This is a genomic window from Pedobacter sp. BG31, from assembly GCF_042464845.1.
GTDB lineage: Bacteria > Bacteroidota > Bacteroidia > Sphingobacteriales > Sphingobacteriaceae > Pedobacter > Pedobacter suwonensis.
The window spans coordinates 234,643-261,146 of the sequence record NZ_JBHNZK010000007.1; the positions used below are offsets into that span (position 1 = coordinate 234,643).

Consider the following 26,504-nt stretch of genomic DNA (forward strand, 5'->3'; position numbering starts at 1 on the left):
AAATTATCATTAAAGATGACTGCCCAACAACGTAAGAACCAAACTGAAATAATCCTAAAAGAAAATAACATCCCGATAAATCAATATTTACCCCTAATAGAGGAAGAAAGCGAAGCGGTAATCAGACCTGCCGCAGATATTGCTAAACGGATTTTGATTCTTGCATATTTAAATACCACAATTGATAATCGTGATGATAGAGAAGATATTATCGCTTATCTCAAAACAGAAAAGTTATGGGGCCACGTTTCTCAAAGAGAGCAAAAACTTTTCACTAAAGATATATTAAGTGAAAAAGAGACTATTAGCATTTCTTGGACAATTGAATGTCTTTATGTAATGCTCTGGGCCATAAATAAGATCGATGATTTAGGTTTACCTAGGGAAGAGGCATCTGGAACAGTCAATTTGATCCCAGGATATATGGAGTCAAGTGAAGAGTTTATAAATGGGGCGGTGATCAGGGATACTACTGAAATCCTTGATGCCTCTGATTTAATTTATAGAATACATTGGGCAGTAAGACAGTCTGGCATAGATGATATAGAAGTTCAAAATATCAATCAGGATGTAGTTCCGGAATGGCATCGGGCAATTAATTGGATCACGTTTTATGAAGATAACTGGGATCATATTACAACAGATACCTAATTGTTGAAATTGCCAACTATTTTTCTTTGTGATCTTTGTGCCTTTGTGGTCAAAGCAATAATAATCATTAGCAAAATTTTCCTTAAATCTTCTATCTTAAACTTTAAAACAAAATCGGTATTTTTGCCACTCAATTTAGATTATATATATGTTAAGAACAGTAACTTGTGGTGCATTAAACCTAAATAACTTAGGCGAAAGTGTTACGCTATGTGGTTGGGTACAAAAATCAAGAGATTTAGGCGGTATGACTTTTATCGACATCCGTGATCGTTATGGTATTACCCAGTTGGTTTTTAACATGGACGATAATCGCGGGCTTTGTGAAACCGCACGTACTTTAGGCCGTGAATTTGTGATCAAAGCGGTAGGTACAGTTGTAGAAAGAAGCAATAAAAACCCAAAAATGCCGACCGGTGAAGTAGAGATCAAAGTTTCTGCTTTGGAGATTTTAAACGCGGCGAAATTACCTCCATTCATGATTGATGATGAAACAGATGGTGGTGATGAGTTGCGTATGAAATACCGTTATTTGGATCTACGCCGTAACCCGGTGCGCAATAACCTGGTTTTACGTCATAAAATGGCGCAATCGGTTCGCCGTTATTTAGATGCCTTAGATTTTATTGAGGTAGAAACGCCTGTATTAATTAAATCGACACCAGAGGGAGCGAGAGATTTTGTGGTGCCTAGCCGCATGAACGAAGGTGAGTTTTATGCTTTACCTCAATCGCCACAAACCTTTAAGCAATTATTGATGGTATCGGGTTTTGACCGTTATTTTCAAATTGTAAAATGTTTCAGGGATGAAGATTTAAGGGCCGACCGTCAGCCGGAATTTACGCAGATCGACTGCGAAATGTCGTTCATTGAGCAGGAAGATATCTTAAATACTTTTGAAGGCCTGATCCGTACTTTATTTAAAGAAGTACGTAACTATGATTTACCAGAGGTACCTCGTATGCAATATGCAGATGCAATGCGTTTGTATGGCTCTGATAAACCAGATACCCGTTTTGCCATGCAGTTTGTAGAGCTAAACCACCTGGTAAAAGGCAAAGGCTTTCCTGTATTTGACAACGCAGAGTTAGTTGTTGGTATCAATGCTAAAGGTGCAGCAAGTTATACACGCAAGCAACTGGATGAATTAACAGATTTTATCAAACGCCCGCAAATTGGCGCTACAGGCTTGATTTATGCCCGTCATAATGACGATGGAACCATAAAATCTTCTGTAGATAAATTTTTTAATGAGGAAGACCTCAAACAATGGAGCGAGGCTTTCGCAACAGAAAAAGGCGATTTGTTATTGATATTGGCCAGTTCTACAGATAAAGTACGTAAACAACTGAATGAGCTTCGCTTAGAAATGGGTAACCGTTTAGGTTTACGCGATAAAAATACCTTCTCTGCCCTTTGGGTATTGGATTTTCCGCTTTTGGAATGGGATGAAGAAACCGAACGTTACCATGCCATGCACCATCCGTTCACCTCGCCAAAACCAGAAGATATCGCTCTATTGGATACCAATCCTGGAGAAGTACGCGCCAATGCATACGATTTGGTCATTAATGGGACAGAAGTAGGTGGCGGATCTATCCGTATCCATGACCGCGCGTTGCAGGCTTTAATGTTTAAACATTTAGGCTTTAGCGCGGAAGAAGCACAAAAGCAATTCGGTTTCTTAATGGATGCTTTCGAATTCGGTGCACCTCCGCATGGCGGTATTGCATTTGGTTTCGATCGTTTAACCTCAATTTTTGCTGGCTTGGATTCTATCCGCGATGTAATTGCTTTCCCTAAAAACAATTCGGGCAGAGATGTGATGATTGATAGTCCAAGTACGATTGACGAAAAACAATTAAAAGAATTGAAGATAAAGACGGATTTGTAAAACCCATTTTAATCTGAGTAAATACCATTATCCTCTGGCGAATCTGGCAAACCAGTCAAATTCACCAGAGGATTTTTGTTTATGGCTAAATAATTATAGCCATATTGGCCTAGATAGAGAATATTATTGGCATAAATTTCCCAATTCAAACCATCAAACAGAATATATCACATCCAAAAACAAACTTTAATTTGATCAGATACTCATTCTGTTTCTAAATGCTTCCAAACATTACATCTTATTGTACTCACTTTAAGAATTTTAGGGAAGCATAGGGGAGAAAATGATATAATTAAAAAAATATACTAATTTTTGAGACAATGGAATATCGTTTTAGTTGATCATTTCAGCACTACACTGTAATTCATACCATTTTTTATATTAATCAACGTATATTTAAACTGATAAAAAGTTTATATTTATGACAAATTTTGTTATTTTAAATATCGTCTAATATTAAACCTCTACACTAATGCGATTATTTAACGCACTCACTATTGCTGTAACCTTTTTGGTTGCACAAACATCTTTTGCATAACTACAGCCTCAATTTCCAATCAGCATGCCGAGCGCAAACGCTGCAAACCTGGGTATGTATATGGAAGTGCCGGTCTCAAAATATACCGGCATACCATCTATATCTATTCCGCTTTATACTATATCTGACGGAAGCCTGAAAATACCGTTAGAACTGAGCTATCATGCCGGTGGAGTTAAGGTAGATAATCATCCAGGCTGGGTCGGTTTGGGCTGGTCTTTACGCGCTGGCGGATGTATTACGAGAATCGTAAAAGGCCTGGAAGACGAACTGGAAACAGACAAGGGCGGCTTTTACGATAATTATCCTTCGATGGCTGGCACAGATTGGTACACGCTTAACAAACTCAAAATCAAGGCGGACAATAATATAGATGCATCACCAGATGAATTCTCTTTCAGTGCGGGTGGAATTTCAGGAACTTTTTTATTGGATGACCAGGGAAACTGGCAAGTCAGGTGCGACCGTGATGTAAAGGTTATTTTTAACCCCGCCGATTTTATTGCGCCATTTGTAACTACAGCCCCGCCCAACACCAACGGGATCACTAATTATCACCGGAATTTTGGCAAATTTACGCTTATCACGGGAGATGGCACCCAATACATATTCGGTGGCAACAATAATGCTATAGATTACAGCCTTGATTTTTTCAGTCAGAATTCTACCCAATGGACAGCCACATCCTGGTACTTAACACAGGTTATTTCCGCCGATAGCAAACACAGCATCAATCTGACCTATGAAAGAGATCAATACACTAATGTCCTGTATTGGAATAAATTTCAAAGTTATCTGATATTGTGCTTTCCAATAAACAGGTATGTAATTCTGCCGCCATTACGGACCGGACATCGGCATCTCTCGGAGGCAATCTGATTGCCCCGGTGTACCTGAAGTCCATCGAAACCACTAATGAGTATGTACAATTCGACCGCTCTACCACAACAGAACTGCGGTATTCCAATTCCATTTACAGTTCTAATTATGCAGTTTATGATAAAGTGAGGTCAAATAGTGCTGCATCCCAACAACAAACGTTTCAGACAGACGCAGAGAGACAGGCCAGCATTGATACTACACTTTATAAGTTTATGCCCTATTTAAGACAAAACGGACTAACAACCTACCCTGGTATTTTGAATAACCTGCAATGGAAAAAACTCGACAAGTTTACACTAAAGGATAAATATAATAATCAGGTAATCAAACAATTTAGTTTCAATTACACCAACGATAACAACAAAAGGCTCACTTTACTTTCTTTAAAGGAGAGCAACCCTTCTGCCAGTGTTGCTGACACCCTTCCACCTTACCGTTTTTATTACGAGGATACTTACCCATTAGGCAATTACTTATCTAAATATGTAGATGACTGGGGTTACCGTACAAGTCCATCGTCTGTATCAGATGACATTGGCTTACCCCGCCTGGTGGATCCTGCCTATTGTACTACGGCGACGTTAAGACGGATCGTCTACCCAACCAGAGGATATAAACTTTTCTTCTTTGAGTCCAACAGCTACTCTTTGGCGGTTAATGATGCAGACAAATCTTTACTGAACAAGAACAGAATAGGTGGAGGTCTGCGTATTAAATCGATATTTGACTATGATCCCTTATCCAAAAAGGTAAAGGGCATTAAGTATTACTACCTTAAAAACTTTACTTCACCTAACCAGTTGGTTAAGTTGTCCAGTGGCGTGATCAAAAATGAACCGGAGCACTACCGGCTTTTTACAGATACTTTACTAAGCGGTGAAAAATTTAAATCTTCGCTGAAATCACAGAATTCTGTAATTCCCATGAGCGAAAATGCAGAAGGAAGTCCGATCGGATACTCCGAAGTTGCAGAGGTTTATGCCGATAATAGTTATGTGGTCAGCAAATACACGAATTATGACGATGGACATCTTGATGAAAACGTACTAGGGACACTTTTTTACGAAAAAAGTTTAACCAATAACTTTTCATCCTTGGCTTTGGAAAGGGGTAAACTCAAATATTCTGCTGTATTTAACAATAATGGCAGCAAATTGAAATCAACCACCATTACTTACCAGCCACTACGCAATAACCGAACCTTTGTCAGACAAACGGACGCCAAAAGATACCAGGTATGTGATTATGGTGTTGCGGGAGCCTCCCTCAGCGGCCCCTATGTTTATGAAGGAGGATCATATAAGTTTTACACCTACCCTTACGTGCCCATTACAGCCGTTGACAGCTTATTTGATGGTCCGACACCTGTGGTGAAGACTGTTAACTATTATTATGATAATCCTTTAAATAAGTTACTTACCCGAACAGAAGTCATCAGAACAGATGGCAAAAAGACGACTGACCTCACCTTGTATCCACAGGATTACCAGACAGGAAGCGGTTTCATTAACCAGATGCTGACCAATCATATTATAGAGCAGCCCATTGAAAATGTCCGTTATGTAACTGACCCGGCTACCGGGAACATCCGGATCATTTCTGGTAAATTACAGACCTATGATGCCACCAACCCATTGCTAAAAACTGCTGACTTTCAGTTGGAAAGCCTGACAGCTTTAGACCTTGGTAATTTTAAATTTTCAGGCAGCACACCAGGCGCATTGCCTTATAATACAGGTAAGGGCGCTTTTAATATGGACCAGCACTACAGAAGCGTTGCTAACTACACTTACAACCAGACTTACGCCAATCTTATCCAAAGCGACATTAGTAATGGCACGTCAACGGCTGTAATCTGGGGTTACAATAACCAGCTACCTGTAGCGAAAGTAGTTAATGCTGCCGTTTCCGAAATTTACTTCAATGGTTTCGAGGAAGAGGTTTCCAATATATCCAGCGACAGTAAAACTGGCGTTAAAAGCAAATTGCTGAATGGTGGTGCCTACACTTTGCCCGTCATGCCTGCCCTCAGTGGTAACAGAAAGTATCTGCTAAGCTTCTGGTATAAAAACACCGGTGGAAACTGGACATATAGTTCCACGGCTTATACCACGTTACCCTCATCAATTAGTGGTTACCAGCTGATCGACGAACTGAGGATACACCCTGAAACGGCAAAAATGTTGACGAGTGCTTATGTCTCTCCACGCGGCCAGCTGACAGCAGAGACAGATGCATCAGGCCGGTCGAAAAGTTATGAATACGATGCCATGCTGCGACTCAAAACGGTCCGTGATGATCAGAAAAACATACTGGAGCAATACGCCTATAATTTTGCACCTGTAACCAGCAATCCCGAAGTTTTTTATTATAATACTGTTAAAACCGGTGATTATCAAAAAAGTAATTGCGGCACCGGAACGGGTACAATCATTCCTTATGCCGTTGGTGCCGGAAGTTATGTATCCGCAATATCTCAATCCGATGCCGATAACCAGGCACAGAATGAAGTTTCGGCCAACGGACAGGCCAATGCAAATCTGCTGGGCCGGTGTGTGTATTATAATGTTGCCCAGCAAGGTACCTTTTACAGATCAAACTGTGTTTCACCAGAGGTAGCTGCGCCCTATATCGTTTCGGTGCCGGCAGGAAAATACAGCTCAGAGATTTCTCAGGCCAATGCCGATGCACAGGCCGCCAGCTATATCAGCAGCCAGGGTGCAGCCGTTAACGGATTAGGAAGCTGCTATTTGCCCACTATTACGGTAAATGTCGCCAATAACCAGAATACCACCAGTACCATTCAGGTGAAGTTTACCAAAACCGGAAGCAGCATCACTTATTCAACCACCGCTTTAGCCAAGGGTACTTCGGGCAGCTTCAGTGTTCCGCCGGGGCAGTATAACATTACCGTCACCACAACGGGGCCTATAGGTAGCGTCAGGATGTACCGCAACAACAGTTTTCAAAGCTGTAATCCTTCTTCATGGGGAACAGTGACTGTAGGAAGTTCCGGAAACGAATATTTTAATTTTATGATGAATAACGATACGTGTTCTACCCAACCTCCACTAGATTAAAAAACCTGAACAAAAAAATTATTATCTGTTCCGCTCACTGTTAGCCTAAATACCTCAGACCAGTCATGATTAACCTCCAGCCCATCAAAATCATTCAGGGTGTTTTTTTAGCGCTCTGCTTACTTTACCATGCGCCATCAAACGCACAGACCTTAGTCAGCGCGCCAATGGATAGCCCCGCAGATCCCGGAGAATATTATAGTCCATCGAGTATTACACTGAATCCCGGATTCAGTTTTACCTCATCGGAAGGACGGAGCCTGCGCCTGTATATCCGCAGTTGTTTATCATTAAACGCCGCACCATCTAATAATCAGAATTACATCCTCAGAAGCATCCCCAGGGTTGCCATCACCGATGCAGGATCGTTAAACAGCCGTACGGCCTGTGAGCTCATGCAAACGGTACAATACCTGGATGGCCTTGGCCGGCCGGCACAAAGCATACAGGTAAAAGGTAGCCCTTCGGGCAGGGATCTGGTGCAACCCATTACCTATGATCAGCTGGGCAGACAGTCGACAAAATACCTTCTCTATGCCGCGGCAGCGGCCAGTAGTGACGGCAGTTACAAATCAGCAGCCCTGGCAGAACAGGCTGCATTTTACGGCAGCTCATCCGGAAGCACAACTGATGGCAACCGGGTTGGCGGTATCATACAAACTTCAACGCCTTTTGCTCAAACCGTATTTGAAAATTCGTCTCTGGCCAGAGTGGTAGAACAGGGCAATTACGGAATGGCCTGGCAAACCAGTTCCGCTCCGGATAATGATCACACCCTGAGGGCATCATTTACCAGCAATGACCAGGCCAGCACTTTCAACACCTCCAATACCGGTAATAATCCGGGAAGCAGAAAGGTAGCCTATTACCAGGCTATCGTGAATTCGGACGGCAGTTATAGCCTGGTGAGAACGGGTAACACCGCAACATACGCACCCGGATTGCTTACTGTAAGCATCCTTAAAAACGAAAACTGGAAACCCGGCGATGGCTGCTTTGGCACCACGGAAGAGTATAAAGACAAGGAAGGAAATACCGTACTGACCAGGACCTATAACATTAAAGGAGCTACAGCAGAAATGCTCAGTACATATTACGTGTATGATGAGCGTAATCAGCTGGCTTATGTACTGACTCCCGGGATGAATGCGGACGACCCTTCGCCGCTATCAGCGGCATCTATCAACACAATGGCCTACCAGTACCGTTATGATGCCAGGGGCAGGCTGGTCCAAAAGAAAGTACCAGGAAAAGGCTGGGAATACCTGGTATACAATAAACTTGACCAATTGGTGGCTACTCAGGATTCCGTACAACGGATGAAAAGCCCGCAGCAATGGACGGTAACTAAATACGATGCGCTGGGAAGAACGGTGATCACCGGCATTTATGAATATGGTACCACAGCCGGAAACAATTATAATCTTGATATCAGAAATGCGGTAGATGCCTCAGGTACCTTATGGGAAGCCCCTGCCAGTACGGCAAATGGCTACTCCAATACCGCCTGGCCAACAGGAATGTCGGGCGTACTGAAGATCATGTATTATGATAGCTATTCAGGCATTCCAGGACTACCCCCTGCATACGACCTTCAGAACAGTAATTTATACACCAGGCAAACCAACGGTATGGTTACCGCAACCAAAACCCTAGTGCTGAATACTTCAGATTACTTATGGACAGTACAGTATTATGATGATCAGGGCACTGTTGTCAGGACATTTGCGCAACATTATCTGGGGGGGCATGCCGGCCTGAGTACATCTAACTATGATGATGTTACGGTTGAATATAATTTCCTGAAACAGCCAACCTGGATGCGCAAAAGGCACTATGTTTCCAACGGTAGCTCCGCCAGCCTGAAGCTCACCACCAGTGATGTTTATACGTACGACCATATGGGTCGTAAAATCAGCACACAGGATACCATCACCCATGAGGCGGCTACGGCGCAGGCACCAGTGATGCTCAGTAAGATCGATTACAATGAGATCGGGCAGCCCGTCAAAAAAGGATTACACTCACTAAATGGGTCTTCCTTTCTCCAAAATGTAGATTACCGCTATAATGCCAGGGGCTGGATTACCCACATTAATAATCCGGTACTTAATCACGATGGTGGAATCACCAATGCAGATAACAATGACCTTTTCGGTATGGAACTGAAATACGATAATGCAAGCAATGCACAGTATAGCGGGAATATTGGTTCCGTAAATTATAAAACAGCTCCTTATTCAGGCATTGCCTATGATGCCTTACTGTTCAATTTGAATTATGACAAGCTGAACCGCCTGACTTCGACCGTATCTTCTGCTGCGAACCCTAATGATGGTTTTTATAACGAGAGCATGAGTTACGATAGGATGGGTAACATCCTCAGCCTGAAGCGTTATGAAAAAAACGGCTCCTCGCCGGCACTTATTGATGACCTCAGCTATACCTATACCGGTCTGCAACACGATCGCATTGATGATGCGGCAACAGTAGCCGGTGGCTTCAACGATGCGGTGAAACAATCGGGCGAATATGCTTATGATGGAAATGGCAACACGATTAAAGACCTGAATAAGGGACTGACCAGCCTTGTATTTAACCAGCTGGATCTTCCGCAAACAATAAGCAAATCTAATGGTAGTACGGTAAGCTATGTATATGATGCAGATGGAAATAAACTCCGGAAACTCTCCGGCAGTAATGGTACCACCACCATCATTGAATACATCAACGGACTTCAATACGAGTATACCGGCAATACCCCCTCCATTAGTTTTGTACAAACCGAAGAGGGGCGGGCCAGGAAATCAGGTGCTGTATATAAATATGAATATGACATTAAAGACTACCAGGGCAATACAAGGCTTACCTTTACCTGGGATCCTGCTGATGCCACTAATCAGCTCACCCCAATCTTGTTGTAAAGGAATGACTACTATGCTTTTGGTTCTGCCATTGCCAGCAGATCAGCGGTAAACAGCCCAAAAAATAATTATCTTTACAATGGAAAAGAGCTACAGGAAGAAACAGACTGGTATGATTATGAGGCCAGGCATTATGATCCTTTAATCGGCAGGTGGACAGGTGTAGATGTACTGGCAGAGATCTCTATGCAATGGTCGCCATATACCTATGGAAAAGATAACCCGATAAGGTATATCGACCCGACCGGTATGGGTGATAAAGATTCAAAGGGCGGTAATTCCGATGATGACATGGATGATGGCATGTTTGGCTCCGGTAAAGACATGTTTGGACGTGATAAATATGACAGCAAGTCTGGACAGTATATACCAGCTTTTGAAAGAGGGGATATTGACTGGTCAAATTTAACCAGGGCCTATGCTACACAGTACAGGCCACAGAGTAAGTTGGGAGATGACAATGTCAATCAAGGACGTGATCCGGCTGGGTTAAAAAATTTTGTTGCAATAGCAGCTGGCGAATCCGCAGGTAATCGCTTATCTGCAAGGGCAATAGCAAGCACCATATTAAATAGATTAAATGCCGGCAAATCTGATTTAAATGACCCTAATTGGATGGCAGCTTCAATACATAGTAAAGGTCTTGGAGGCACTGTAAAAGGTAATTATCAAATCCTTCGCCATCCTAATCAATATGAATATAAAATGGTTATGGGTATGACAATAAGCCAAATTAGGGCTAGTTCACTGCCATACATAGTTGGTGCATTGCAGGCATATGATAATCGAGAAACTACAGATTATTCTAATGGAGCAATTAGTTGGAGTGCTACACCCCTAACCCCTCAAGCAAGGGCTAGAGATAGTAATTTTCAGCAAGTTGATTCTGGAATATTTACAATTACTACAGTGGCGGGGAACTCCACATTTTTTAGATTTAGATGACAAATAAATTTAAGCTATGATAAAAAAGATAATTATTGGATTTTTATTTGGATTGTATTTCACTACAAATCTTGCAAATGCTCAATCCTATGGATTAGAATCTTTCGAAGGTAAGAAAGTAAAGATTAATTTGTTCTACGCACCTTCTAGCGGAATATTAACGACTAGTTATTTGCAAGATTCTATATTTATAAATGACTACATGAGCATCAATACTATTCATGTTCTAAACAAAGTGTTTTTACAAATCGAATACGTCAAGAGAGCTGGATCTAATGAAGATGCTATGAATAAAATAATACTATATGTATCTAATGGTAGGCTTCGTCAAGCATTACATATCAACTCACTTACAACTTATGATATGAGACCTATTGAATACTCTCTTTTTAAAGTAGGGGTAAAATTATCTGGATATAATATGAACACGTATAGGTTAAATTTAAATATTCATAATGAAAAAAGTGTCGAAAATAACTTTAAGTCTAACTATAAATTTAATAAAACTGCATTCCTAAACTTTGATAAAAAGAATAGAGTTTTCTTAAGTTATTTAGAACCGATAACGGGGTATTACACGTTTCATGATTCAAATAATAACAATAATAAAAGCAACTTTAAAGGTAATGTACCTGTCGTGAAGATAGAAAAAGATAAATATTATTATATAAAAGGTAATTGGTATACCAAAAACAAAAATGATTTCTATTCTATGTCGCTGTAAATAAGCCAGTTTATCGGAACCATGTGTTTCGGGCTTATCACATTATTTGTGGCATAAGTAGCTACAAAAGTGGGGGAAACATTTTAGGGAAGGTTACAGATTTAATACGGTTTTGTTAACTCTCTTTTCTTTTAATGATATGAAAAAACCATACCAGGAAGAAATTCCTAGATCAATTATAAAAGGAAGTGGAGTTATTCACGCGGATTTAAATACTTCTAAAGGAACAGGAAACCTACTATACGTAAGTCTGGAATGCACGGTTGTAGGATTATATAATAACCCTTATATGCTATTTACCACTCCTGAATTTAATGAAAATATTTTACCGTTAAATATTAGCAAAGATATTTATGAAGTAAAAGAAATCATTCTTCAGCCAAGCTTTTCGATTGAAACACGCAATGCCGTAACATATTCTATTATACCTAAATGGCTCTCTAACTTTAAAAAGATAGAGTCCTTACGTCTGGAATATGTTGAATTAGATAATTTAAATTATTTAATCGATTTGCCCATACAACACCTGATCTTTGAAAATATTAAATATAGCAATGACAAAAAATTAATTCATGCAATCAAGCAATTTAAATATTTGAAAGAAATCTCTTATGACAGATCACTTCCAACAGAAGTCATCAGGTTAATTGAGGAGTTGAATTTGAAATTAACTCATATTATTAATTGATGTGAATGTAATTTTATTAAATAAATGCCTGAAAATTCGGCTAAAATGGGAAAAATCTTAATTGCAATATATTCTGTTATAATACTTACTGCCTTAGGTATAGTGGCTTATTTTGTGGGTGGTATAAGTCAACAAACGGCACCTATTCAAGACTATGAATATCAAGGGAGTATTGATGAATTAGTAACAGATATTGATAAATATATTAAATCAAAACCATTTGGAAAATATTATATAACTGATACAGTTGGAGATATTAGCGACGATTATGCTATCAGAACAACTATAGAATTAAAAGTCAATCGGGATTTAATTGAATTCGAGTTAAAAGTTGAACCACAAAACAAAACAGTTAAGCCTATTAAAACAAACGTTTATTTGACTAAAGCCTATAATAAGACGAAAATCTCGGGTGGTTATCAAGCTGAAAGTGTAGGAATAAAACCGCTTGTAGATTTTTTCAACTCCAACTTCGTACCTAGTATTAAAGGTCTTCATAAAGTGGATTAGGTATCTAAAATATCTAGCCAGAATGTTATTTTTTGCTTCGTTGATATCATAGGTTTTCACACGCTTCCCATTAGTAGAGTAAAAGAGAGACATCTATTTATAGAAGGGTTAGGAATCAGACAACTACTTGATTTAAAGTTTATATAGTGAAAAGTGAAGCTAAGGCACTTATTTTAGGAGTTGGAGTTGTATTTCCAGTGTTTGGGCTTGTTTATGGCGTATTCGATTTAGGCACAGGGCTAGTAACAGGTAAAACATTAACTGATCGAATTAAAGATGGGGTTGATAGTGCCATTGGAAATTAACTACAATAAGATATACATGAACTCATCAGATCGCAAAGCAAACTTCTTTTTTGAATATATTTATTATAGGATTACTCAGCTTTTCTTTAAAAGAGATGGCCGGACTGGCTTTACTGGGATAGCCTTCATTTCAATATTGCAGACTATTTCCGTTGGAGTAATCGTTTTGGAAATAAGTAAGCAATTATTGACAGCAGATAAAAGAGCTTTTTATTCGAAACCATTCGGTTACCTTGGAATTGCAATTTCTCTTTTCTTTATGCTTTATAATTATAAGAAATACAATGGGAAGTACAATCAATATCGCTTTTATTGGAAAGACGAAACAAAGAAAACCAGAATTTTGAAAGGCTTTTATATTTTACTTACCTTTCTTTTGCCAATAGCTTTAATAATTGTGTTTGGTGTACATCGGAAGAAAAACTAAGAAGAAAAAATGACACAGTTTCATTATGTTTAGTTTAATGAATAGCAACTAAGTTGAATGATAGTAGATTTTATAATTTTTATTACGAATGGTTTTTTGATCTTGGTGAATAAAAAAAATAACGACATCAAAAGCAGATGTATTAATGTTTTGTGTATCAATATATTTAATTATCTTATTCTTATCTTTTCCTTCCTGTATATGTGGTTAATTAGTAGACGCATATTTGAATATAGTAAGTTTTTTTTTGCTGTATTTACAATCGTATTAATTTCTTTTATTTTCTTGTTAGTAAAAAAAAGGTATAGGTTAAGTTATGAATCAGTCATTGAGAGGTATAAAAACAAGTATAAATTTAGCGGTTTTACATTTAGCCTATTCTTCATAATAATATTTTTTGCTCCTATTTTTGGAATAGGCTTTGGAATAATAATTCTCCGAGATGTATTTTATCATATTTAAGCTTTGCATATTACTGTAAAGAGAGTATAAAAATATTTGACGAACTCATCAAAACTCTTAAGAAAAAGAACAAAATGATCCTTTATTATTGAGATTAGAAGTTATATAGCTCTATATACAACTATCTATATATCTGTTAATACGTTTGTTTCTTAAGGCTGCAAGTTGTGTTTTTGGGTGCCACAAAAACTACTTGGCCATTGCCGCCCTGCGGAATTGGAGTTGGCAAACCTGCGCGACTTGGTTTGTCTAATTTATTTCAGCAGAGTTTGCAGCTTATGCTTGGCAAAGAACACATCCATTGTAGCAAAGAGGTGCGAGCGTTCATCCTGCGGTAGCTTTTCGATCAGTTTCAGCCGGTTCAAAGCATCCCGATCGATGTTCTGGTACTTATCGGACAATTACTTTACCTGCTAGTTATTTAATGTCTTTAGCTGTTTATACGTCTATCTGCATATATAAATATGGGCATAGATGTTTAGGTGATCTTCTGTTAAGCAACAAAAAGCGGGAGAAGACGGGGCTGTCAAGGGAACGTGGAATAAATGGGTTGTACGTAAAAGGCTGCGTGGGGTTATGCCGCGAAAGTCCCTTTACTGCACTAGCTTCGGGGCTACCTTTGCGTAACAGATGATCGGCTTTATCAGGTGCGCAGGCCAACTGGATATGCGCAGCTTTGCTGCTTAACATAATGGCATTATCGGACGGCAGTACAACAATAACCTGTTCTGTTAAAACGTCCGGCGATGCGAACGGCCAACTCTTTTTTCTTTCAACTGAAGAAGCTCGATTGAAAAAATAAAAATCAGTTGTGTACATTAGTACCTTATCATGCAAGACAGTAAGCCGATGGCCGGAGCAGAGTGGAAATAAAAGGTGGTGAAATTGGACTAGCCTATAAGAAAGCTAGTCAGAGAGAGGTGCTTCAAAGGACCTTAGGAAATGTAAATTCAAGTGTAGGAGCTTTTCTGTCGGGATAAGTGCCCAAAACGAGCTAATGGATTTTGCTGTAAGAACAAATTTCAAATCTGCACGAAGCTGGAGTGAATTTAATGCATTGCGAGAGACACAAAAAGCATGGAGAATGACGAATGCTTTGGGTAAGGCAGGGATTAAAGTTCTGAGCGCAACAAAGGTTTTGGGTGTAACAGCAGCGGTTGTTGCCACGGGAATTACAGCAACAAGAGCGGGAATGTATTATTATAATGGTGGTACTGATGCTTCCGTTGGAATAAAGGCCGGCATAGACATAGTGATGACCGGAGTTGGTTTTCTAGGTCCAATTGGGTTCGGTATTAGCGCAACTATTTTATTCTTGATTCAGCAACCGGAGGTTTCGGTGGCTATGGAGCAATTAAATAAAAATGCGAAAAAAAATCAATTACATTTATTATCGATTTTACAGATTTCAGGTGTCCGTGGGAAATGGAGATGTTGCATTATCATTATCACTTATATTTTTAAGCTTCTTGATTATGTTGAATTTTCTTACCGTTGGGTTTGTTTTATACGCTTTTTTCGGTGTTAAACTTCAATTCGGCAATCCCTTTATTGAAGGCCCTCTAATTATTGGTATAATAACTATGGTTAATTATTTCCTCTTTGTTCATAAAAAAAATATAAGGCACTCATTAAAACTTATAAGAAGGAGACAAAAAACAAAATTAAAAAAGGAAACATCATGGTATTAATATATATATTGTTTTCATTTATTATGATAGGGGTTGGTTTCTGGTTAATGATTATGCGTAATAGGATGCTTTTATAATTAAAAGATAGTGCCAATAAGGAGATAGAAGCCAAGCTGCATTTTAAGCGTAGTATTGCTATCAAGTAGCTGAAGCTCGAATAATTGTATTTTGAAAAAACTCAAAAACTCTTGCTGTGATGTCGAATCGGCAGGTGGACTGGCGTAGATGCGCTGGGGGAAGTCGCTGTGTAATAGTCGCCATATACTTACGGAAAAAATAACCCGTTAAGGTTTATAGACCCAAGTGGTATGGCCGATAAAGACTCCAAAGGAGGACACGACTCTGATGATGACATGGATGAGGGTATCGTTGGCTCCGGCAAGGACATGTTTGGACGGGACAAATATGACAACAAGTCCGGATTGTATATACCATCGTTTGAAAGAGGTGATATTGACTGGTCAAGTTTCTCGATGGCTTATGCCACACAATCTCGTCCGCAAAGAGAAGTAGATAAAAATGGCTCAAAGAGGGATCCACATGCTGCTGAATTAGCAAAATACGGGAAAGTTCAAACCGCATTTAATATCACAGCTACAGCTTCTTTGAAATGGGGGGGGACAATAGAATATGGCTATGTCACCTCAAATAAAAACTATGCTCAATATTACTATACTGTTTACTACACAAACACGTTTGCTCTCGGAGTGGGGTGAGCCTCTCATGGGTATTTAGTAAAGGGAAAGAATACAACATTTTCTGATATCGCTGGACCGGTATACGCACTTTCAGGTGGTGCTTATTATGGTTCTCTTCCATATAGTCAGTCATCTACCTACCATACTCTAGGCCCAGGACTTAGTGCAAGTTATGTATTTAGAAACTCTGCTTCAGTATCAATTGGATACACTTATCTAATAGGTGAACCAATTCTTATGGCACCAAAAAATGGAGAATTTACGAATAGTTATATTCGCAGATTTGGTTTGAATTGATTAAGAAGCGCATTTCTTTTTTACAATATGAATTTAAAATTTAAGATCCTTATGTATTCTAGATCGAATTTGAGAGATTTAAAATATAATATTTTTTTAAAAATATCAAGACTTCAGAGCTATCTTATTACAGATGAGAAAGAAAAGACGATTTCCTTTCAGGTAGACAACTTCGCGATAGCATTTTTTTGAGTCTAGTGGTAATTGGTAATTCCTATGGTCTATTAGCGGTTGTGCCAGCGATATTACAATTTATGCTTAGAATATCTTCTTTGAAATCGACAAGTAAAGACTTACTGTCAGAAATTCTATTAGAGTCAAATGTAGAGACTCAAAAAGAATGAGAGTTAGATTTTAAATATCTGTATTATTTTCGGATAAGATTATCTTCTGATTTATTGCATGTTATGTTTTACTTTTATGGCGACAAAATAAAAAAATGAGATGAAAAATTTATTATATGTAATGCTTGGAATCTGCCTTTTGGGATGTAAAAATGCAGCAAATAAGACTTATAGGACGTCAGATAAAGGCAATGCAAATTTTACTGTTGCCGTAGTTATGCTTTATCCAAATGAGAGGCTATTAGTAAAAGTAAATAATGAGGTTTTACTTGATACAGTAGGTGGTATTCCGGGAAACCTCGACTCCCATATCTACTTCAATTACCCAAAAAGAATCAAGACGGTTTCTGCTTCTGGAATTTATAATGGTCAGAAAACATTTAGTCGTGTTTTTAACGATACATTATCTTACGTTCAAAAATTAACACTCGTTATACCTTTTCCCAAACCTAAGGAGGTTTTGAAAGGCAATAATATTCACGATAATCGTATCCCCATGGAAAGCACCCAGCGTTCAATCCAACTTATTGATGCTACCTTATATCCACAAGAAAACTTATTATAGTTAATTATTTTGGCATGGGCTTCTATGTCTAGAGTGATCAATATCGCATACCGTTTTTCGTACGCAAACTAGGGAGCAAGATAAAAATGGCACAAAGGGGCACCCGTTAGGGTTGAAAGATTTCATAGCGATCGCATTGGGTGAAGCAGCTGGAAACCGTCTTTCTGCCAGAGCAATAGGAAGTGCTTTACTGAATAGGCTGGATGCAGTAAAGTCAAATTTAAATGATCCTAATTGGATGGCGGCATCTATTCATAGCAAAGGTTTCGGAGGCACTGTAAAAGGTAACTATCAAATTCTTAGACATCCTAACCGATATGAATACAAAATGGTTATGAGTATGACTATGGATCAAATTAGGGCAAGTAAATTGCCCTATATAGTTGGCGCGTTAGAGGCTTACGACAATCGTGCGATAATGGATTATTCAAAAGGGGCCATTAGTTGGAGTGCAAGCCCTCCGCCTGGTGTGCGTGGTACGGACTCCAATTTTCAATGAGTCTATCAAGGCATTTTTTATATAACTACGATAGCCGGTAACTCAACACTCTTTGGATTTAGAAAAGATAACAACACATATGAGAATAATAACAATGAAAGTGATGATATTCATTTTCTTAACGACTATTTGTTTATTTAATATAGTAAATGCACAGACCTTTCAACTGCAGTCCTTTGATGGAACTAAAGTTCAGGTTCAACTGGCTTATAATCCAGCTTTGGGGACATTAGCCATTACTTGTGCTAAAGACACAATCTATTTAGTGGATTATATGGATTTAGAGTATGTTAAAATACTTAATGATAGATTTTTGCAAGTTTCCTAGCCTAAAAGAGCAGGATCGAATGAAGGATTAGCCAATACCTTATTATTATCCGTAGATCATAATAAACATTATCGTTATCAATTTAACAAACCTATGGTAGTAAGCAATATTACTTTTCGTTGTCTAAGTTATACCTATTAGGTTTAGAACACACCTTCATCCTATAAGTGGTTTTTTTAAAACTTAGATTCTTAATTTAGCTTTTTTATTGTTAAATACTTCTTTTCAAAAAATAAAATATATCCCTGTAGCGAAAAACGGAATCTCAAAGCTGGATTTGGTAACAACAAATATCTGCTCCGAGAATTTAAAAGGTGAAACAAATACCAACAAAAAAGAAAAGAACTAAAAATACCTGAAAACTTACAAATGGAATAATAAAAATCAAATAAAAATACCACAGAGAAAGTTTATGTGGCTCCGGCCGATACAATATAAAGTATGAAAGAAATACCTTACTTCATGTCACTTGTAAAGAGCAATGTTCTTTTGTGGACAATCATAACAACGAATAGCCTGACGGATATCAATTTAGAAGGCACAAACCATGGATACTGGTCTCAACAATGCGTAGAGTTCAGAGATTATTCTTTGAACAAAAACGAAAAATTTAGAAGTATCAGAATAACGGATAATGGTTCTTTCATGATGCTTGACTTTTATACAGATAGTGATAAATATATAAGAAACGCCAGTTATTATTTTGGAAAGGCTTTAAACAATCGAGATGCCTCGGCTGCTAAACGCTTTGAGAAATTGAATCTAGAATCAGATTTGCCAATTGAGGTTGAGATTGTAAATTATGGAGGTGAATATGGAACAATTATTAGTATAACTGTTTATAAAAAAAAATAAAGAAATTTCTAATTGGCCCAAAACAACTGTGATATATATATATCAAGGTAGTGTGGTCGATAAGAATCGGTGTTAAGTTATTCTAACGATGACATGAACTTCTAAACAATCCATAAGTAAGACTACAGAATCTTTTTCAATTAAATTACCAAAAAAGCGCTTAACAAAATTTGTTTGGCGCTTTTCAATATTAAGTTTTGTATAAAGAACTAATAAGTTTCGCTATCGGGTGGAATCCCATAGTCTATAAATTTCTTTTGTTTTTGCTCTTTCCTTTTACCAAACCAGCCTTTAACAGAATTAAAAATTGCCGATAAATGTTCCGCATCAAGCGATTTACCAACCTTACCAGATACGAATCCCACAGCTGCCTTAGTTAAAAAACCAGCACCTCTGAATAGGGTTTTATTCATCACCATAGGTAAAAGCAATGACATGGCTGTACCGCTTATATTTAATTTTTCATCGGCTTTGAACAGGTTATTAGGCGTTGCATATTTCTTTATCAGTGCACTAAGTGTAAATTGTTTAAAGAAAGTTTTGGTATCTGTTTTAAGCATATTTTGCTTAAGCGTATACTCCACCTTAAGTTCTAATTTTCTGGCCTGTAAGTCTTCCAGGTTACGGATGTCTTTATAACTTCTCATCTTCCTCCTTATCTGCAAGTTTATCAAAATATTTCCTGATCGCTATATTGATAATGGCTTTTTCAATGTATTTATCTTTGGTTAAATAAACAATAACGGCCAGTAAAATGTAGAATAGGGAAACACAGCCAAAACCTCCTGCATAACTGCCCAAAAGGTCGGATACGTATAGTGCCAATGTTACAGAGCCAAATAAAAAGGCCAAAATAAAGCAAACGATAACAGTGGTACTGGTTACCAGATCAGCAAAAATTTTCGACGCTTTTTCTACAATATAAAGTCTGGTATACTCAACCCTGGCATCTAAAAAGCCTTTGGCGTCATCTATCAGATCTTCAATACTTTTATCTTTATTCTCTTGCATAGTTCAGATGAGATTTAGCCGGGTAAAAACCCGGCTATGCAATGTTTATTTATTATGCGTGCTCTACGTCGTCGCTATATTCTTCTTCTACGCTTCTCAATTTAGTTTTAATCGAGTCTACTACTTTATCTTTCAGGCTAGCCAGATTATTAATCTCATCTGCAGCTTTATCTTTGATAGAATCGCCAAGATCTTTCAATGACTGGCTAAGCTTATCACGGGTTTCATCACCTTTATCTGGTGCGAACAAAATTCCTAGAGCTGCACCGGCAGCTAAGCCAGCTAAAAGCGCAACTACAACTTTTGAGTTATCATTCATAATTAATTATTTTAAGGGTTTAACAATGATGTACAATATAAAACTACTACATTATTTATTGTTAAGCTATATTATAACTCGCTATGCTCATTATTTGTTTTAATTCTTTCCAATCTTTCTGATGCAAGCGTGCTGGTTTCGTAAATCTTAACCAGCAGTATAAAATAAGATAATAGTAGCGGACCAAAAACAAGGCCCAGTATTCCGAATAAAGGTATACCAATAATTACGCCAATTACTGTTATTATAGGATGAATATTGCCAACTTTTTTTGCAATCATAAACCGCAGCACATTATCAATATTGATAATGACTACAAAACCGAAAACAAGCATGGCCCAACCTGCAAAATTATTTCCGTTTGCGATCTGTAAAATCGCAGCGGGCACAAAAACAACAGGAGGTCCTAAAACAGGTACAAAGGAAATAAAAGTTGTAATTACACCCCAAAACATCGGGTCTTTATAACCCAAAACATAAAAAGACAGGCTTACCAATGAGCCTTGAACAAGACAGATTAATCCCTGGCCCAATACATTCGCATAGGTGGTATTTCTCATTTCATCGCCAAAACGAAGCGCGTTTTGTTCCCTAAATGGGGCATATTTTATCAGGGAAAATTCGAATCTTTCCCGCTCAATCAGCATAAAGTAGAGTAAGAAGTAAACGACCAACAAGCTTAACACAATATTTACTGCACTTGATAGTAAAGAAGGAAAAAGGTCGGTAGCCCAATTGCCTAAGCGGTTTAATCCTTCCTGAATAAGACCCTGGTTAATTTTAAACGGAATGAGGTGCTGTAGTTTAATCAGTAAATTCCTGAAAAAAACCTCATTATTCTTCAATTCTGAAATTTTACTGATCACCATACTGCTTAACGCATAAAAAGGCATCACAATAAGTATAATGGAAATGACAATGAGGAAAATAGCCGTTACTCTTTTGTTCCATCCCCTGTGTTCAGCCAAATGGATATAGGCTGGCCTCATGATCGTATATAACACCAAAGTACTTAAAATTGCACCAAAGATACTCTGAAGGGAATACGCAATTAACACCCCAAGCGCAATAATAATAACCAGGTTGATGTTATTTCGTTGCTTATAAGAAAATACTGACATTTTTAGACAATAAGGTTATTCTTTAAATCCTAAAATAGCCGGTTTTGTTTTCCCGATTTAAGATTTATATTCCTTTTTCAGGATCAATAAATTTGATTTTATTATAAAGTGTTTTTCTGTCGATATTCAAGATTTTTGCAGCCTTGGTTTTGTTAAAATTAACCGTCCTCAATACTTCTAAAATAGTATGATATTCAGCTTCTTTAGCCGCATGGCGTAAATTGAGAGACGGATCGTGATTTGACCTATGCGGAAAAAGTGCGGCTTTTTTTTCACCCGGTTTCTTCGGGTAATCAGCCATCCCAAATTCCAGTGGCAAAACATGCGGTTCAATCCAGTCGCCATCAGTTAATAAGGCAATGCGCCTGATCACGTTCTTCAGCTCGCGTACGTTACCAGGCCAGTTGTATGCCAATAAACACTGCTTCACTTCATAAGAAAAGCCTTTGATTTCTTTATTCAGTTCCTGGTTTGCTGTTGCCAAAAAGTGTTCGGCAAAAATCAGGATATCCTGGTCACGATCTTTCAATGCCGGCACGTGTATCGAAAATTCATCAAATCGGTGATATAAATCTTCCCTAAATGCACCCTTCTCGATCGCTTCCTTTAAATTTTCATTGGTAGCTACAATAAGCCGTACATCCACATCAATCTCCTTTGTACTGCCAATCCGCTTTATTTTCCGCTCCTGCACCGCCCTGAGCAAGGTTGCCTGGATTTCGTACGACAAATTACCGACCTCATCAAGAAATAATGTACCACCATTAGCTTGTTCAAAATGACCAATTTTAGTAAAGGCAGCACCGGTAAATGCTCCTTTTTCATGTCCAAAAAATTCACTGGCCGCTAAATCTTTGGTTAACGAACCACAATCCATGGCAATGAAAGGCTGTTCACGACGAGAACTATTTAAATGAATGGTTTTGGCCACACATTCTTTTCCCGTTCCACTTTTCCCCGTTAAAATAACGGTATAACCTGTTGGTGCGATGAGCTGGATCTGTTTCAGCAAGAACGCTGAAGCTGCACTCTCGCCATTAATATACTCCTGACAATTAAACCGATCAGAAACACCCTTGCATCCGGCATGATCGAAATGTTTAACAGATCTTAATTCGCCCTGCGCTTCCAGGGCCTTATTAATGGTATTTAAAATTTCATCCGTGTAAAGCGGTTTCTCAATATAATCGAAAGCCCCAAGTTTGATCAGTTCTACAGCAAGTTTAATATCTGAATAGCCCGTAATAATAATCACACTGGTATGTGGATAGTGCTCTTTAATATAGATTAAAATTTCCTTCCCATCTGTATCATCTAAACGATAATCACACAATACCAGATCGAACCGCTCTTTTCCAAGCGCCTGCATCACCTTTTTACCGCTTGTTACATTCGAAACTTCAAATCCTTTTTTGGTTAAAAATCTGGAGAGCAATAAGCCGATGCTAATTTCATCGTCAACAATGAGTATCTTCTTTTTCATGAGCAGCGTTGTTATCCTAAAAACCCATATACATCGACAACATATAGAGTTAATAATTAAATAACATAGTTACTCAAAAAAATTTGCATTGAAAAGGATTTGCAACATTTTTGTTATACAAAACATCAGATTAATACTACACTAATCTTATTTTCCGGCAAAGTTTGGCTTTCTCTTTTCAACAAATGCAGATACCCCTTCTTTAAAATCGGCCGTTTCGAAACATTTCCCAAACGCCTCAATTTCGGTAGCATAGCCATTATTATTGTTTACCGCTGCGATTACCGCTTTTATGGCAGCCGAAACAGCTAATGGTGCACGGTGTTTGATCAAATTCAATATTTCTTCGGCCTTGCTTATCAGATCAGGCTGCGGAACAACGTAATTTACCAGGCCTATTTTTTCTGCCGCCGGAGCCGTAATCATGCCTGCAGTTGTAATCATTTCTATCGCTTTGCCTTTTCCAACCAATTGGGTAAGACGCTGCGTACCTCCGTAACCCGGAATCAATCCTAAAGTAACTTCCGGCAAACCCAACTTTGCATGGCCTGCCGCAATACGCATGTGGCAGGCCATAGCCAACTCCAATCCGCCACCTAAAGCAAAGCCATTAATTGCGGCAATAAATGGCTTTGGAGAGTTTTCAATAGCATTAAAAACCTTATCTTGACCAAGTTTGGCTAAATCTTCTCCCTGCTTACCGCTATAATCAGAAAACTCTTTAATATCGGCTCCTGCAACGAAGGCCTTTTCACCCGCGCCTGTTAAAATAACCCCTCTTACCTCATCCGTTTTATCTGCATAGGCAATTACATCTGCAAGTTCTGCCAACGTATCTTTATTTAAAGCATTTAGTGCCTTTTCCCTATTTATCGTAACGTATAAAATGTTTTCCTTTAGTTCTGAAATTAAATTCTGATATGCCATAGCTTAAAAATTTCTATTTTCTGTTACCCAATTCTGAATATATTCTACAATACTGGCCATTGTTGTACCCGGAGGAAACAGCTCTCCAACACCCATAGCGGCTAGTTTCAACCGATCTACCTCGGGGATAATCCCACCACCAGTTAATAACACATCATCCAACTGTTTTTCTTTCATAAAATGAATAATCTTTGGAAAAACCGTCATGTGTGCACCAGATAGAATAGAGATCCCGATGGCATCTACATCCTCCTGAAGTGCAGTATTGACCACCATTTCAGGGGTCTGGCGCAAGCCGGTATAAATTACCTCCATGCCGGCGTCTCTTAAGGAAGTTGCAATTACTTTAGCGCCTCTGTCATGGCCATCTAATCCAACTTTAGCTACTAAAACACGGATAGGCCGATTTAATACTTTGCTCATCATTCATATTAAGTTGATGTAAATGTATCGATTTTGGCTTTCAAATTAATCATTAACTAAAACAAGTAGAATTGCACTAATCTTTTTACATTTGCATTCCTAATTTACAGGTTTTTATGAGTGAAGAAAAGTCATTGAACTTTATTGAAGAAATTGTTGAGAACGACTTAAATAGTGGTAAGTATGAAACTTTGGTTACGCGTTTCCCGCCTGAACCTAATGGTTATCTACACATTGGCCACGCTAAAGCGATATGCTTAAATTTCGGACTAACACAAAAATACGGCGGTTATACCAACCTGCGTTTTGACGATACCAACCCGGTTACCGAAAAAACAGAATATGTAAACAGTCAGCAAGAAGATATCAGGTGGCTGGGCTTTAACTGGAAAAATGAATTATATGCTTCAGATTATTTTGATGAGCTGTATGGCTTTGCCGTTAAGCTGATTGAAAAAGGTCTGGCTTATGTTGATGAAAGCTCTGCAGACGAAATTGCAGCTTTAAAAGGCACACCAACTGAACCAGGACAGGATAGCCCATACCGAAACCGCAGCATTGAAGAAAATTTAGACATTTTCACAAAAATGAAAAATGGAGAATTTCCTGATGGTGCGTATATTTTGAGAGCTAAAATCGATATGGCCAGTCCGAACATGTTGATGCGCGATCCGATTATCTATCGCATTAAACATGCAGAACATCACCGAACAGGCAATAAATGGTGCATTTACCCAATGTACGATTTTGCTCACGGACAAAGCGATAGTATTGAGCATATTACCCACTCCATCTGTACCTTAGAATATGTTTCGCACCGCGAATTATATGATTGGTTTATCGAAAAATTAGAAATTTTTCCTTCCAAACAATATGAATTTGCCCGTTTAAATCTCACCAGTACAGTAATGAGTAAGCGTAAGCTGCTTCAACTGGTTAACGAAAACCTGGTAAATGGATGGGACGATCCGCGCATGCCTACCATCAGCGGTTTGCGTAGGAGAGGTTTTACACCAAAAAGTATCCGTGAGTTTTGCGAACGTATTGGTATTGCCAAGCGCGAAAACTTAATTGAACTCAGCTTATTGGAATTCTGCATCCGTGAGGATTTAAATAAAACGGCTAATCGCGTAATGGCAGTTTTAGACCCGATTAAACTGGTCATTACGAATTACGAAAAAGGAACAGAAGATTTAATCGGTGAAAACAATCCTGAAGCTGAAGACGGAGGTGGCACACGAGTGATCCCTTTTAGCAATGAGCTTTGGATAGAACGTGAAGATTTTATGGAAGTGCCGGCAAAAAAATGGTTCCGCCTGGCTCCTGGTGCAATGGTACGCTTAAAATTCGCTTATATTGTTAAATGCGAAGATTTTGTGAAGGACGAAAATGGAAACGTGACCGAAATTCATTGTACTTACATTCCGGAATCGAAAAGCGGAAGCGACACGAGCGGGATCAATGTTAAAGGAACCATCCATTGGGTGAGTGCACCACACGCTAAAACAGCCGAAATCCGCCTTTATGACCGGTTATTTGTTTCAGAAACACCAGATGCTGAAGAAGGTGATTTTAAAGATTATTTAAACCCTGAAAGCTTAACGGTATTGCCAAACGCTTATATCGAACCTGCTTTGGCAGATGCCAATTTAGAAAGCCGCTATCAGTTTATCCGTAAAGGTTATTTCTGTTTAGATAAAGATTCAACAGCCGATAAATTGGTTTTCAATAGAACAGTAACGCTAAAAGATACATTTAAGAAGCCAAATTAATAATATTTTAAACCAATCGAGTAGGAAGATAGGGATTAGTTCCCTATCTGTCCTCTCACACCACTGTACGTACCGTTCGGTATACAGCGGTTTGTTGAAACAGTATCTCTTGACAACCGATGATATTCACCTATTGCCAGG

25 protein-coding genes and 1 pseudogene are annotated in these 26,504 nt (G+C 38.5%); 19 read left to right on the top strand and 7 right to left on the bottom strand.

What is annotated here, in order from left to right; all coding sequences use genetic code 11:
* Positions 1-15 precede the first annotated feature (15 nt).
* From ACFE6N_RS11500 to ACFE6N_RS11585, 18 genes and pseudogenes are all read left to right on the top strand, one after another.
* Positions 16-651 carry a DUF4272 domain-containing protein gene (locus tag ACFE6N_RS11500; RefSeq protein WP_378936535.1) on the top strand — a complete coding sequence of 212 codons (636 nt, stop codon included), beginning with the start codon at positions 16-18 and terminating at the stop codon, positions 649-651.
* Between the two features lie 148 nt (positions 652-799).
* The gene (aspS, locus tag ACFE6N_RS11505) at positions 800-2,545 is read left to right on the top strand and encodes an aspartate--tRNA ligase (RefSeq protein ID WP_378936537.1); all 1,746 of its coding nucleotides are present in this window, start codon (positions 800-802) and stop codon (positions 2,543-2,545) included.
* 562 nt (positions 2,546-3,107) lie between these two features.
* Positions 3,108-3,962 (top strand): hypothetical protein, encoded by an 855-nt coding sequence (locus ACFE6N_RS11510; protein ID WP_378936539.1) that lies wholly within the window; start codon positions 3,108-3,110, stop codon positions 3,960-3,962.
* The gene (locus ACFE6N_RS11515; protein ID WP_378936541.1) at positions 3,887-7,045 is read left to right on the top strand and encodes a DUF5977 domain-containing protein; all 3,159 of its coding nucleotides are present in this window, start codon (positions 3,887-3,889) and stop codon (positions 7,043-7,045) included. Before ACFE6N_RS11510 ends, ACFE6N_RS11515 begins: the two co-directional genes overlap by 76 nt.
* A 65-nt stretch (positions 7,046-7,110) precedes the next feature.
* The gene (locus ACFE6N_RS11520; RefSeq protein WP_378936543.1) at positions 7,111-9,969 is read left to right on the top strand and encodes a DUF6443 domain-containing protein; all 2,859 of its coding nucleotides are present in this window, start codon (positions 7,111-7,113) and stop codon (positions 9,967-9,969) included.
* A gap of 21 nt (positions 9,970-9,990) precedes the next feature.
* A pseudogene (locus tag ACFE6N_RS11525) lies at positions 9,991-10,209 on the top strand (RHS repeat-associated core domain-containing protein); the annotation flags it as partial.
* Positions 10,210-10,218: 9 nt separating this feature from the next.
* Positions 10,219-10,914 carry a hypothetical protein gene (locus ACFE6N_RS11530; protein WP_378936545.1) on the top strand — a complete coding sequence of 232 codons (696 nt, stop codon included), beginning with the start codon at positions 10,219-10,221 and terminating at the stop codon, positions 10,912-10,914.
* Between the two features lie 16 nt (positions 10,915-10,930).
* Positions 10,931-11,638, top strand: a complete 708-nt coding sequence (locus ACFE6N_RS11535; RefSeq protein WP_378936547.1) for a hypothetical protein — start codon at positions 10,931-10,933, stop codon at positions 11,636-11,638.
* A gap of 139 nt (positions 11,639-11,777) precedes the next feature.
* Positions 11,778-12,326 (top strand): hypothetical protein, encoded by a 549-nt coding sequence (locus ACFE6N_RS11540; protein ID WP_378936549.1) that lies wholly within the window; start codon positions 11,778-11,780, stop codon positions 12,324-12,326.
* Positions 12,327-12,350: 24 nt separating this feature from the next.
* Positions 12,351-12,836, top strand: a complete 486-nt coding sequence (locus ACFE6N_RS11545; RefSeq protein WP_378936551.1) for a hypothetical protein — start codon at positions 12,351-12,353, stop codon at positions 12,834-12,836.
* A 146-nt stretch (positions 12,837-12,982) separates the two neighbouring features.
* Positions 12,983-13,141, top strand: coding sequence for a hypothetical protein (locus ACFE6N_RS11550; protein WP_378936553.1), 159 nt, complete (start codon positions 12,983-12,985; stop codon positions 13,139-13,141).
* Positions 13,131-13,568 carry a hypothetical protein gene (locus ACFE6N_RS11555; protein WP_378936555.1) on the top strand — a complete coding sequence of 146 codons (438 nt, stop codon included), beginning with the start codon at positions 13,131-13,133 and terminating at the stop codon, positions 13,566-13,568. The genes ACFE6N_RS11550 and ACFE6N_RS11555 overlap by 11 nt, the downstream gene beginning before the upstream one ends.
* A gap of 1,459 nt (positions 13,569-15,027) precedes the next feature.
* The gene (locus ACFE6N_RS11560) at positions 15,028-15,558 is read left to right on the top strand and encodes a hypothetical protein (RefSeq protein WP_378936557.1); all 531 of its coding nucleotides are present in this window, start codon (positions 15,028-15,030) and stop codon (positions 15,556-15,558) included.
* Between the two features lie 471 nt (positions 15,559-16,029).
* Positions 16,030-16,437: a hypothetical protein gene (locus ACFE6N_RS11565; RefSeq protein ID WP_378936559.1), complete on the top strand. Its 408-nt coding sequence runs from the start codon at positions 16,030-16,032 to the stop codon at positions 16,435-16,437.
* Positions 16,438-17,160: 723 nt separating this feature from the next.
* Positions 17,161-17,625, top strand: coding sequence for a hypothetical protein (locus ACFE6N_RS11570; RefSeq protein ID WP_378936561.1), 465 nt, complete (start codon positions 17,161-17,163; stop codon positions 17,623-17,625).
* A 112-nt stretch (positions 17,626-17,737) separates the two neighbouring features.
* Positions 17,738-18,124, top strand: a complete 387-nt coding sequence (locus tag ACFE6N_RS11575; protein WP_378936563.1) for a hypothetical protein — start codon at positions 17,738-17,740, stop codon at positions 18,122-18,124.
* 52 nt (positions 18,125-18,176) lie between these two features.
* The gene (locus tag ACFE6N_RS11580) at positions 18,177-18,452 is read left to right on the top strand and encodes a hypothetical protein (protein WP_378936565.1); all 276 of its coding nucleotides are present in this window, start codon (positions 18,177-18,179) and stop codon (positions 18,450-18,452) included.
* 441 nt (positions 18,453-18,893) lie between these two features.
* The gene (locus ACFE6N_RS11585) at positions 18,894-19,307 is read left to right on the top strand and encodes a hypothetical protein (protein ID WP_378936567.1); all 414 of its coding nucleotides are present in this window, start codon (positions 18,894-18,896) and stop codon (positions 19,305-19,307) included.
* 209 nt (positions 19,308-19,516) lie between these two features.
* On the opposite strand, the gene ACFE6N_RS11590 is transcribed toward ACFE6N_RS11585, so the two are convergent.
* From ACFE6N_RS11590 to ACFE6N_RS11620, 7 genes are all read right to left on the bottom strand, one after another.
* Positions 19,517-19,954 carry a hypothetical protein gene (locus ACFE6N_RS11590; RefSeq protein WP_378936569.1) on the bottom strand — a complete coding sequence of 146 codons (438 nt, stop codon included), beginning with the start codon at positions 19,952-19,954 and terminating at the stop codon, positions 19,517-19,519.
* Positions 19,941-20,318 (bottom strand): hypothetical protein, encoded by a 378-nt coding sequence (locus ACFE6N_RS11595; protein WP_090981047.1) that lies wholly within the window; start codon positions 20,316-20,318, stop codon positions 19,941-19,943. Before ACFE6N_RS11595 ends, ACFE6N_RS11590 begins: the two co-directional genes overlap by 14 nt.
* A gap of 52 nt (positions 20,319-20,370) precedes the next feature.
* Positions 20,371-20,637 (bottom strand): YtxH domain-containing protein, encoded by a 267-nt coding sequence (locus tag ACFE6N_RS11600; RefSeq protein ID WP_047800161.1) that lies wholly within the window; start codon positions 20,635-20,637, stop codon positions 20,371-20,373.
* Positions 20,638-20,708: 71 nt separating this feature from the next.
* A complete protein-coding gene (locus ACFE6N_RS11605) occupies positions 20,709-21,758 on the bottom strand; it encodes an AI-2E family transporter (protein ID WP_090981049.1) in 1,050 nt (349 codons plus the stop codon).
* A 64-nt stretch (positions 21,759-21,822) separates the two neighbouring features.
* Positions 21,823-23,241 (bottom strand): sigma-54-dependent transcriptional regulator, encoded by a 1,419-nt coding sequence (locus tag ACFE6N_RS11610; RefSeq protein ID WP_378936572.1) that lies wholly within the window; start codon positions 23,239-23,241, stop codon positions 21,823-21,825.
* Positions 23,242-23,388: 147 nt separating this feature from the next.
* The gene (locus ACFE6N_RS11615) at positions 23,389-24,168 is read right to left on the bottom strand and encodes an enoyl-CoA hydratase/isomerase family protein (RefSeq protein WP_378936574.1); all 780 of its coding nucleotides are present in this window, start codon (positions 24,166-24,168) and stop codon (positions 23,389-23,391) included.
* 3 nt (positions 24,169-24,171) lie between these two features.
* Positions 24,172-24,594: a cobalamin B12-binding domain-containing protein gene (locus ACFE6N_RS11620; protein WP_378936576.1), complete on the bottom strand. Its 423-nt coding sequence runs from the start codon at positions 24,592-24,594 to the stop codon at positions 24,172-24,174.
* Positions 24,595-24,707: 113 nt separating this feature from the next.
* Here ACFE6N_RS11620 and ACFE6N_RS11625 point away from each other — a divergent pair, with 113 nt between their 5' ends.
* A complete protein-coding gene (locus ACFE6N_RS11625; protein ID WP_378936578.1) occupies positions 24,708-26,363 on the top strand; it encodes a glutamine--tRNA ligase/YqeY domain fusion protein in 1,656 nt (551 codons plus the stop codon).
* Positions 26,364-26,504 lie beyond the last annotated feature (141 nt).

Excerpts from the sequence above, each read along its gene's own strand:
- ACFE6N_RS11540 (WP_378936549.1), top strand. The coding sequence starts at position 11,778 with ATGAAAAAACCATACCAGGAAGAAATTCCTAGATCAATTATAAAAGGA.
- ACFE6N_RS11585 (WP_378936567.1), top strand. The coding sequence starts at position 18,894 with ATGAAAGAAATACCTTACTTCATGTCACTTGTAAAGAGCAATGTTCTT.
- aspS (WP_378936537.1), top strand. The coding sequence starts at position 800 with ATGTTAAGAACAGTAACTTGTGGTGCATTAAACCTAAATAACTTAGGC.
- ACFE6N_RS11625 (WP_378936578.1), top strand. The coding sequence starts at position 24,708 with ATGAGTGAAGAAAAGTCATTGAACTTTATTGAAGAAATTGTTGAGAAC.
- ACFE6N_RS11605 (WP_090981049.1), bottom strand. The coding sequence starts at position 21,758 with ATGTCAGTATTTTCTTATAAGCAACGAAATAACATCAACCTGGTTATT.
- ACFE6N_RS11510 (WP_378936539.1), top strand. The coding sequence starts at position 3,108 with ATGCCGAGCGCAAACGCTGCAAACCTGGGTATGTATATGGAAGTGCCG.
- ACFE6N_RS11520 (WP_378936543.1), top strand. The coding sequence starts at position 7,111 with ATGATTAACCTCCAGCCCATCAAAATCATTCAGGGTGTTTTTTTAGCG.
- ACFE6N_RS11560 (WP_378936557.1), top strand. The coding sequence starts at position 15,028 with ATGGATTTTGCTGTAAGAACAAATTTCAAATCTGCACGAAGCTGGAGT.
- ACFE6N_RS11565 (WP_378936559.1), top strand. The coding sequence starts at position 16,030 with ATGGCCGATAAAGACTCCAAAGGAGGACACGACTCTGATGATGACATG.
- ACFE6N_RS11590 (WP_378936569.1), bottom strand. The coding sequence starts at position 19,954 with ATGAGAAGTTATAAAGACATCCGTAACCTGGAAGACTTACAGGCCAGA.
- ACFE6N_RS11620 (WP_378936576.1), bottom strand. The coding sequence starts at position 24,594 with ATGATGAGCAAAGTATTAAATCGGCCTATCCGTGTTTTAGTAGCTAAA.
- ACFE6N_RS11545 (WP_378936551.1), top strand. The coding sequence starts at position 12,351 with ATGCCTGAAAATTCGGCTAAAATGGGAAAAATCTTAATTGCAATATAT.
- ACFE6N_RS11535 (WP_378936547.1), top strand. The coding sequence starts at position 10,931 with ATGATAAAAAAGATAATTATTGGATTTTTATTTGGATTGTATTTCACT.
- ACFE6N_RS11615 (WP_378936574.1), bottom strand. The coding sequence starts at position 24,168 with ATGGCATATCAGAATTTAATTTCAGAACTAAAGGAAAACATTTTATAC.
- ACFE6N_RS11570 (WP_378936561.1), top strand. The coding sequence starts at position 17,161 with ATGAAAAATTTATTATATGTAATGCTTGGAATCTGCCTTTTGGGATGT.
- ACFE6N_RS11530 (WP_378936545.1), top strand. The coding sequence starts at position 10,219 with ATGGGTGATAAAGATTCAAAGGGCGGTAATTCCGATGATGACATGGAT.
- ACFE6N_RS11595 (WP_090981047.1), bottom strand. The coding sequence starts at position 20,318 with ATGCAAGAGAATAAAGATAAAAGTATTGAAGATCTGATAGATGACGCC.
- ACFE6N_RS11500 (WP_378936535.1), top strand. The coding sequence starts at position 16 with ATGACTGCCCAACAACGTAAGAACCAAACTGAAATAATCCTAAAAGAA.
- ACFE6N_RS11610 (WP_378936572.1), bottom strand. The coding sequence starts at position 23,241 with ATGAAAAAGAAGATACTCATTGTTGACGATGAAATTAGCATCGGCTTA.
- ACFE6N_RS11600 (WP_047800161.1), bottom strand. The coding sequence starts at position 20,637 with ATGAATGATAACTCAAAAGTTGTAGTTGCGCTTTTAGCTGGCTTAGCT.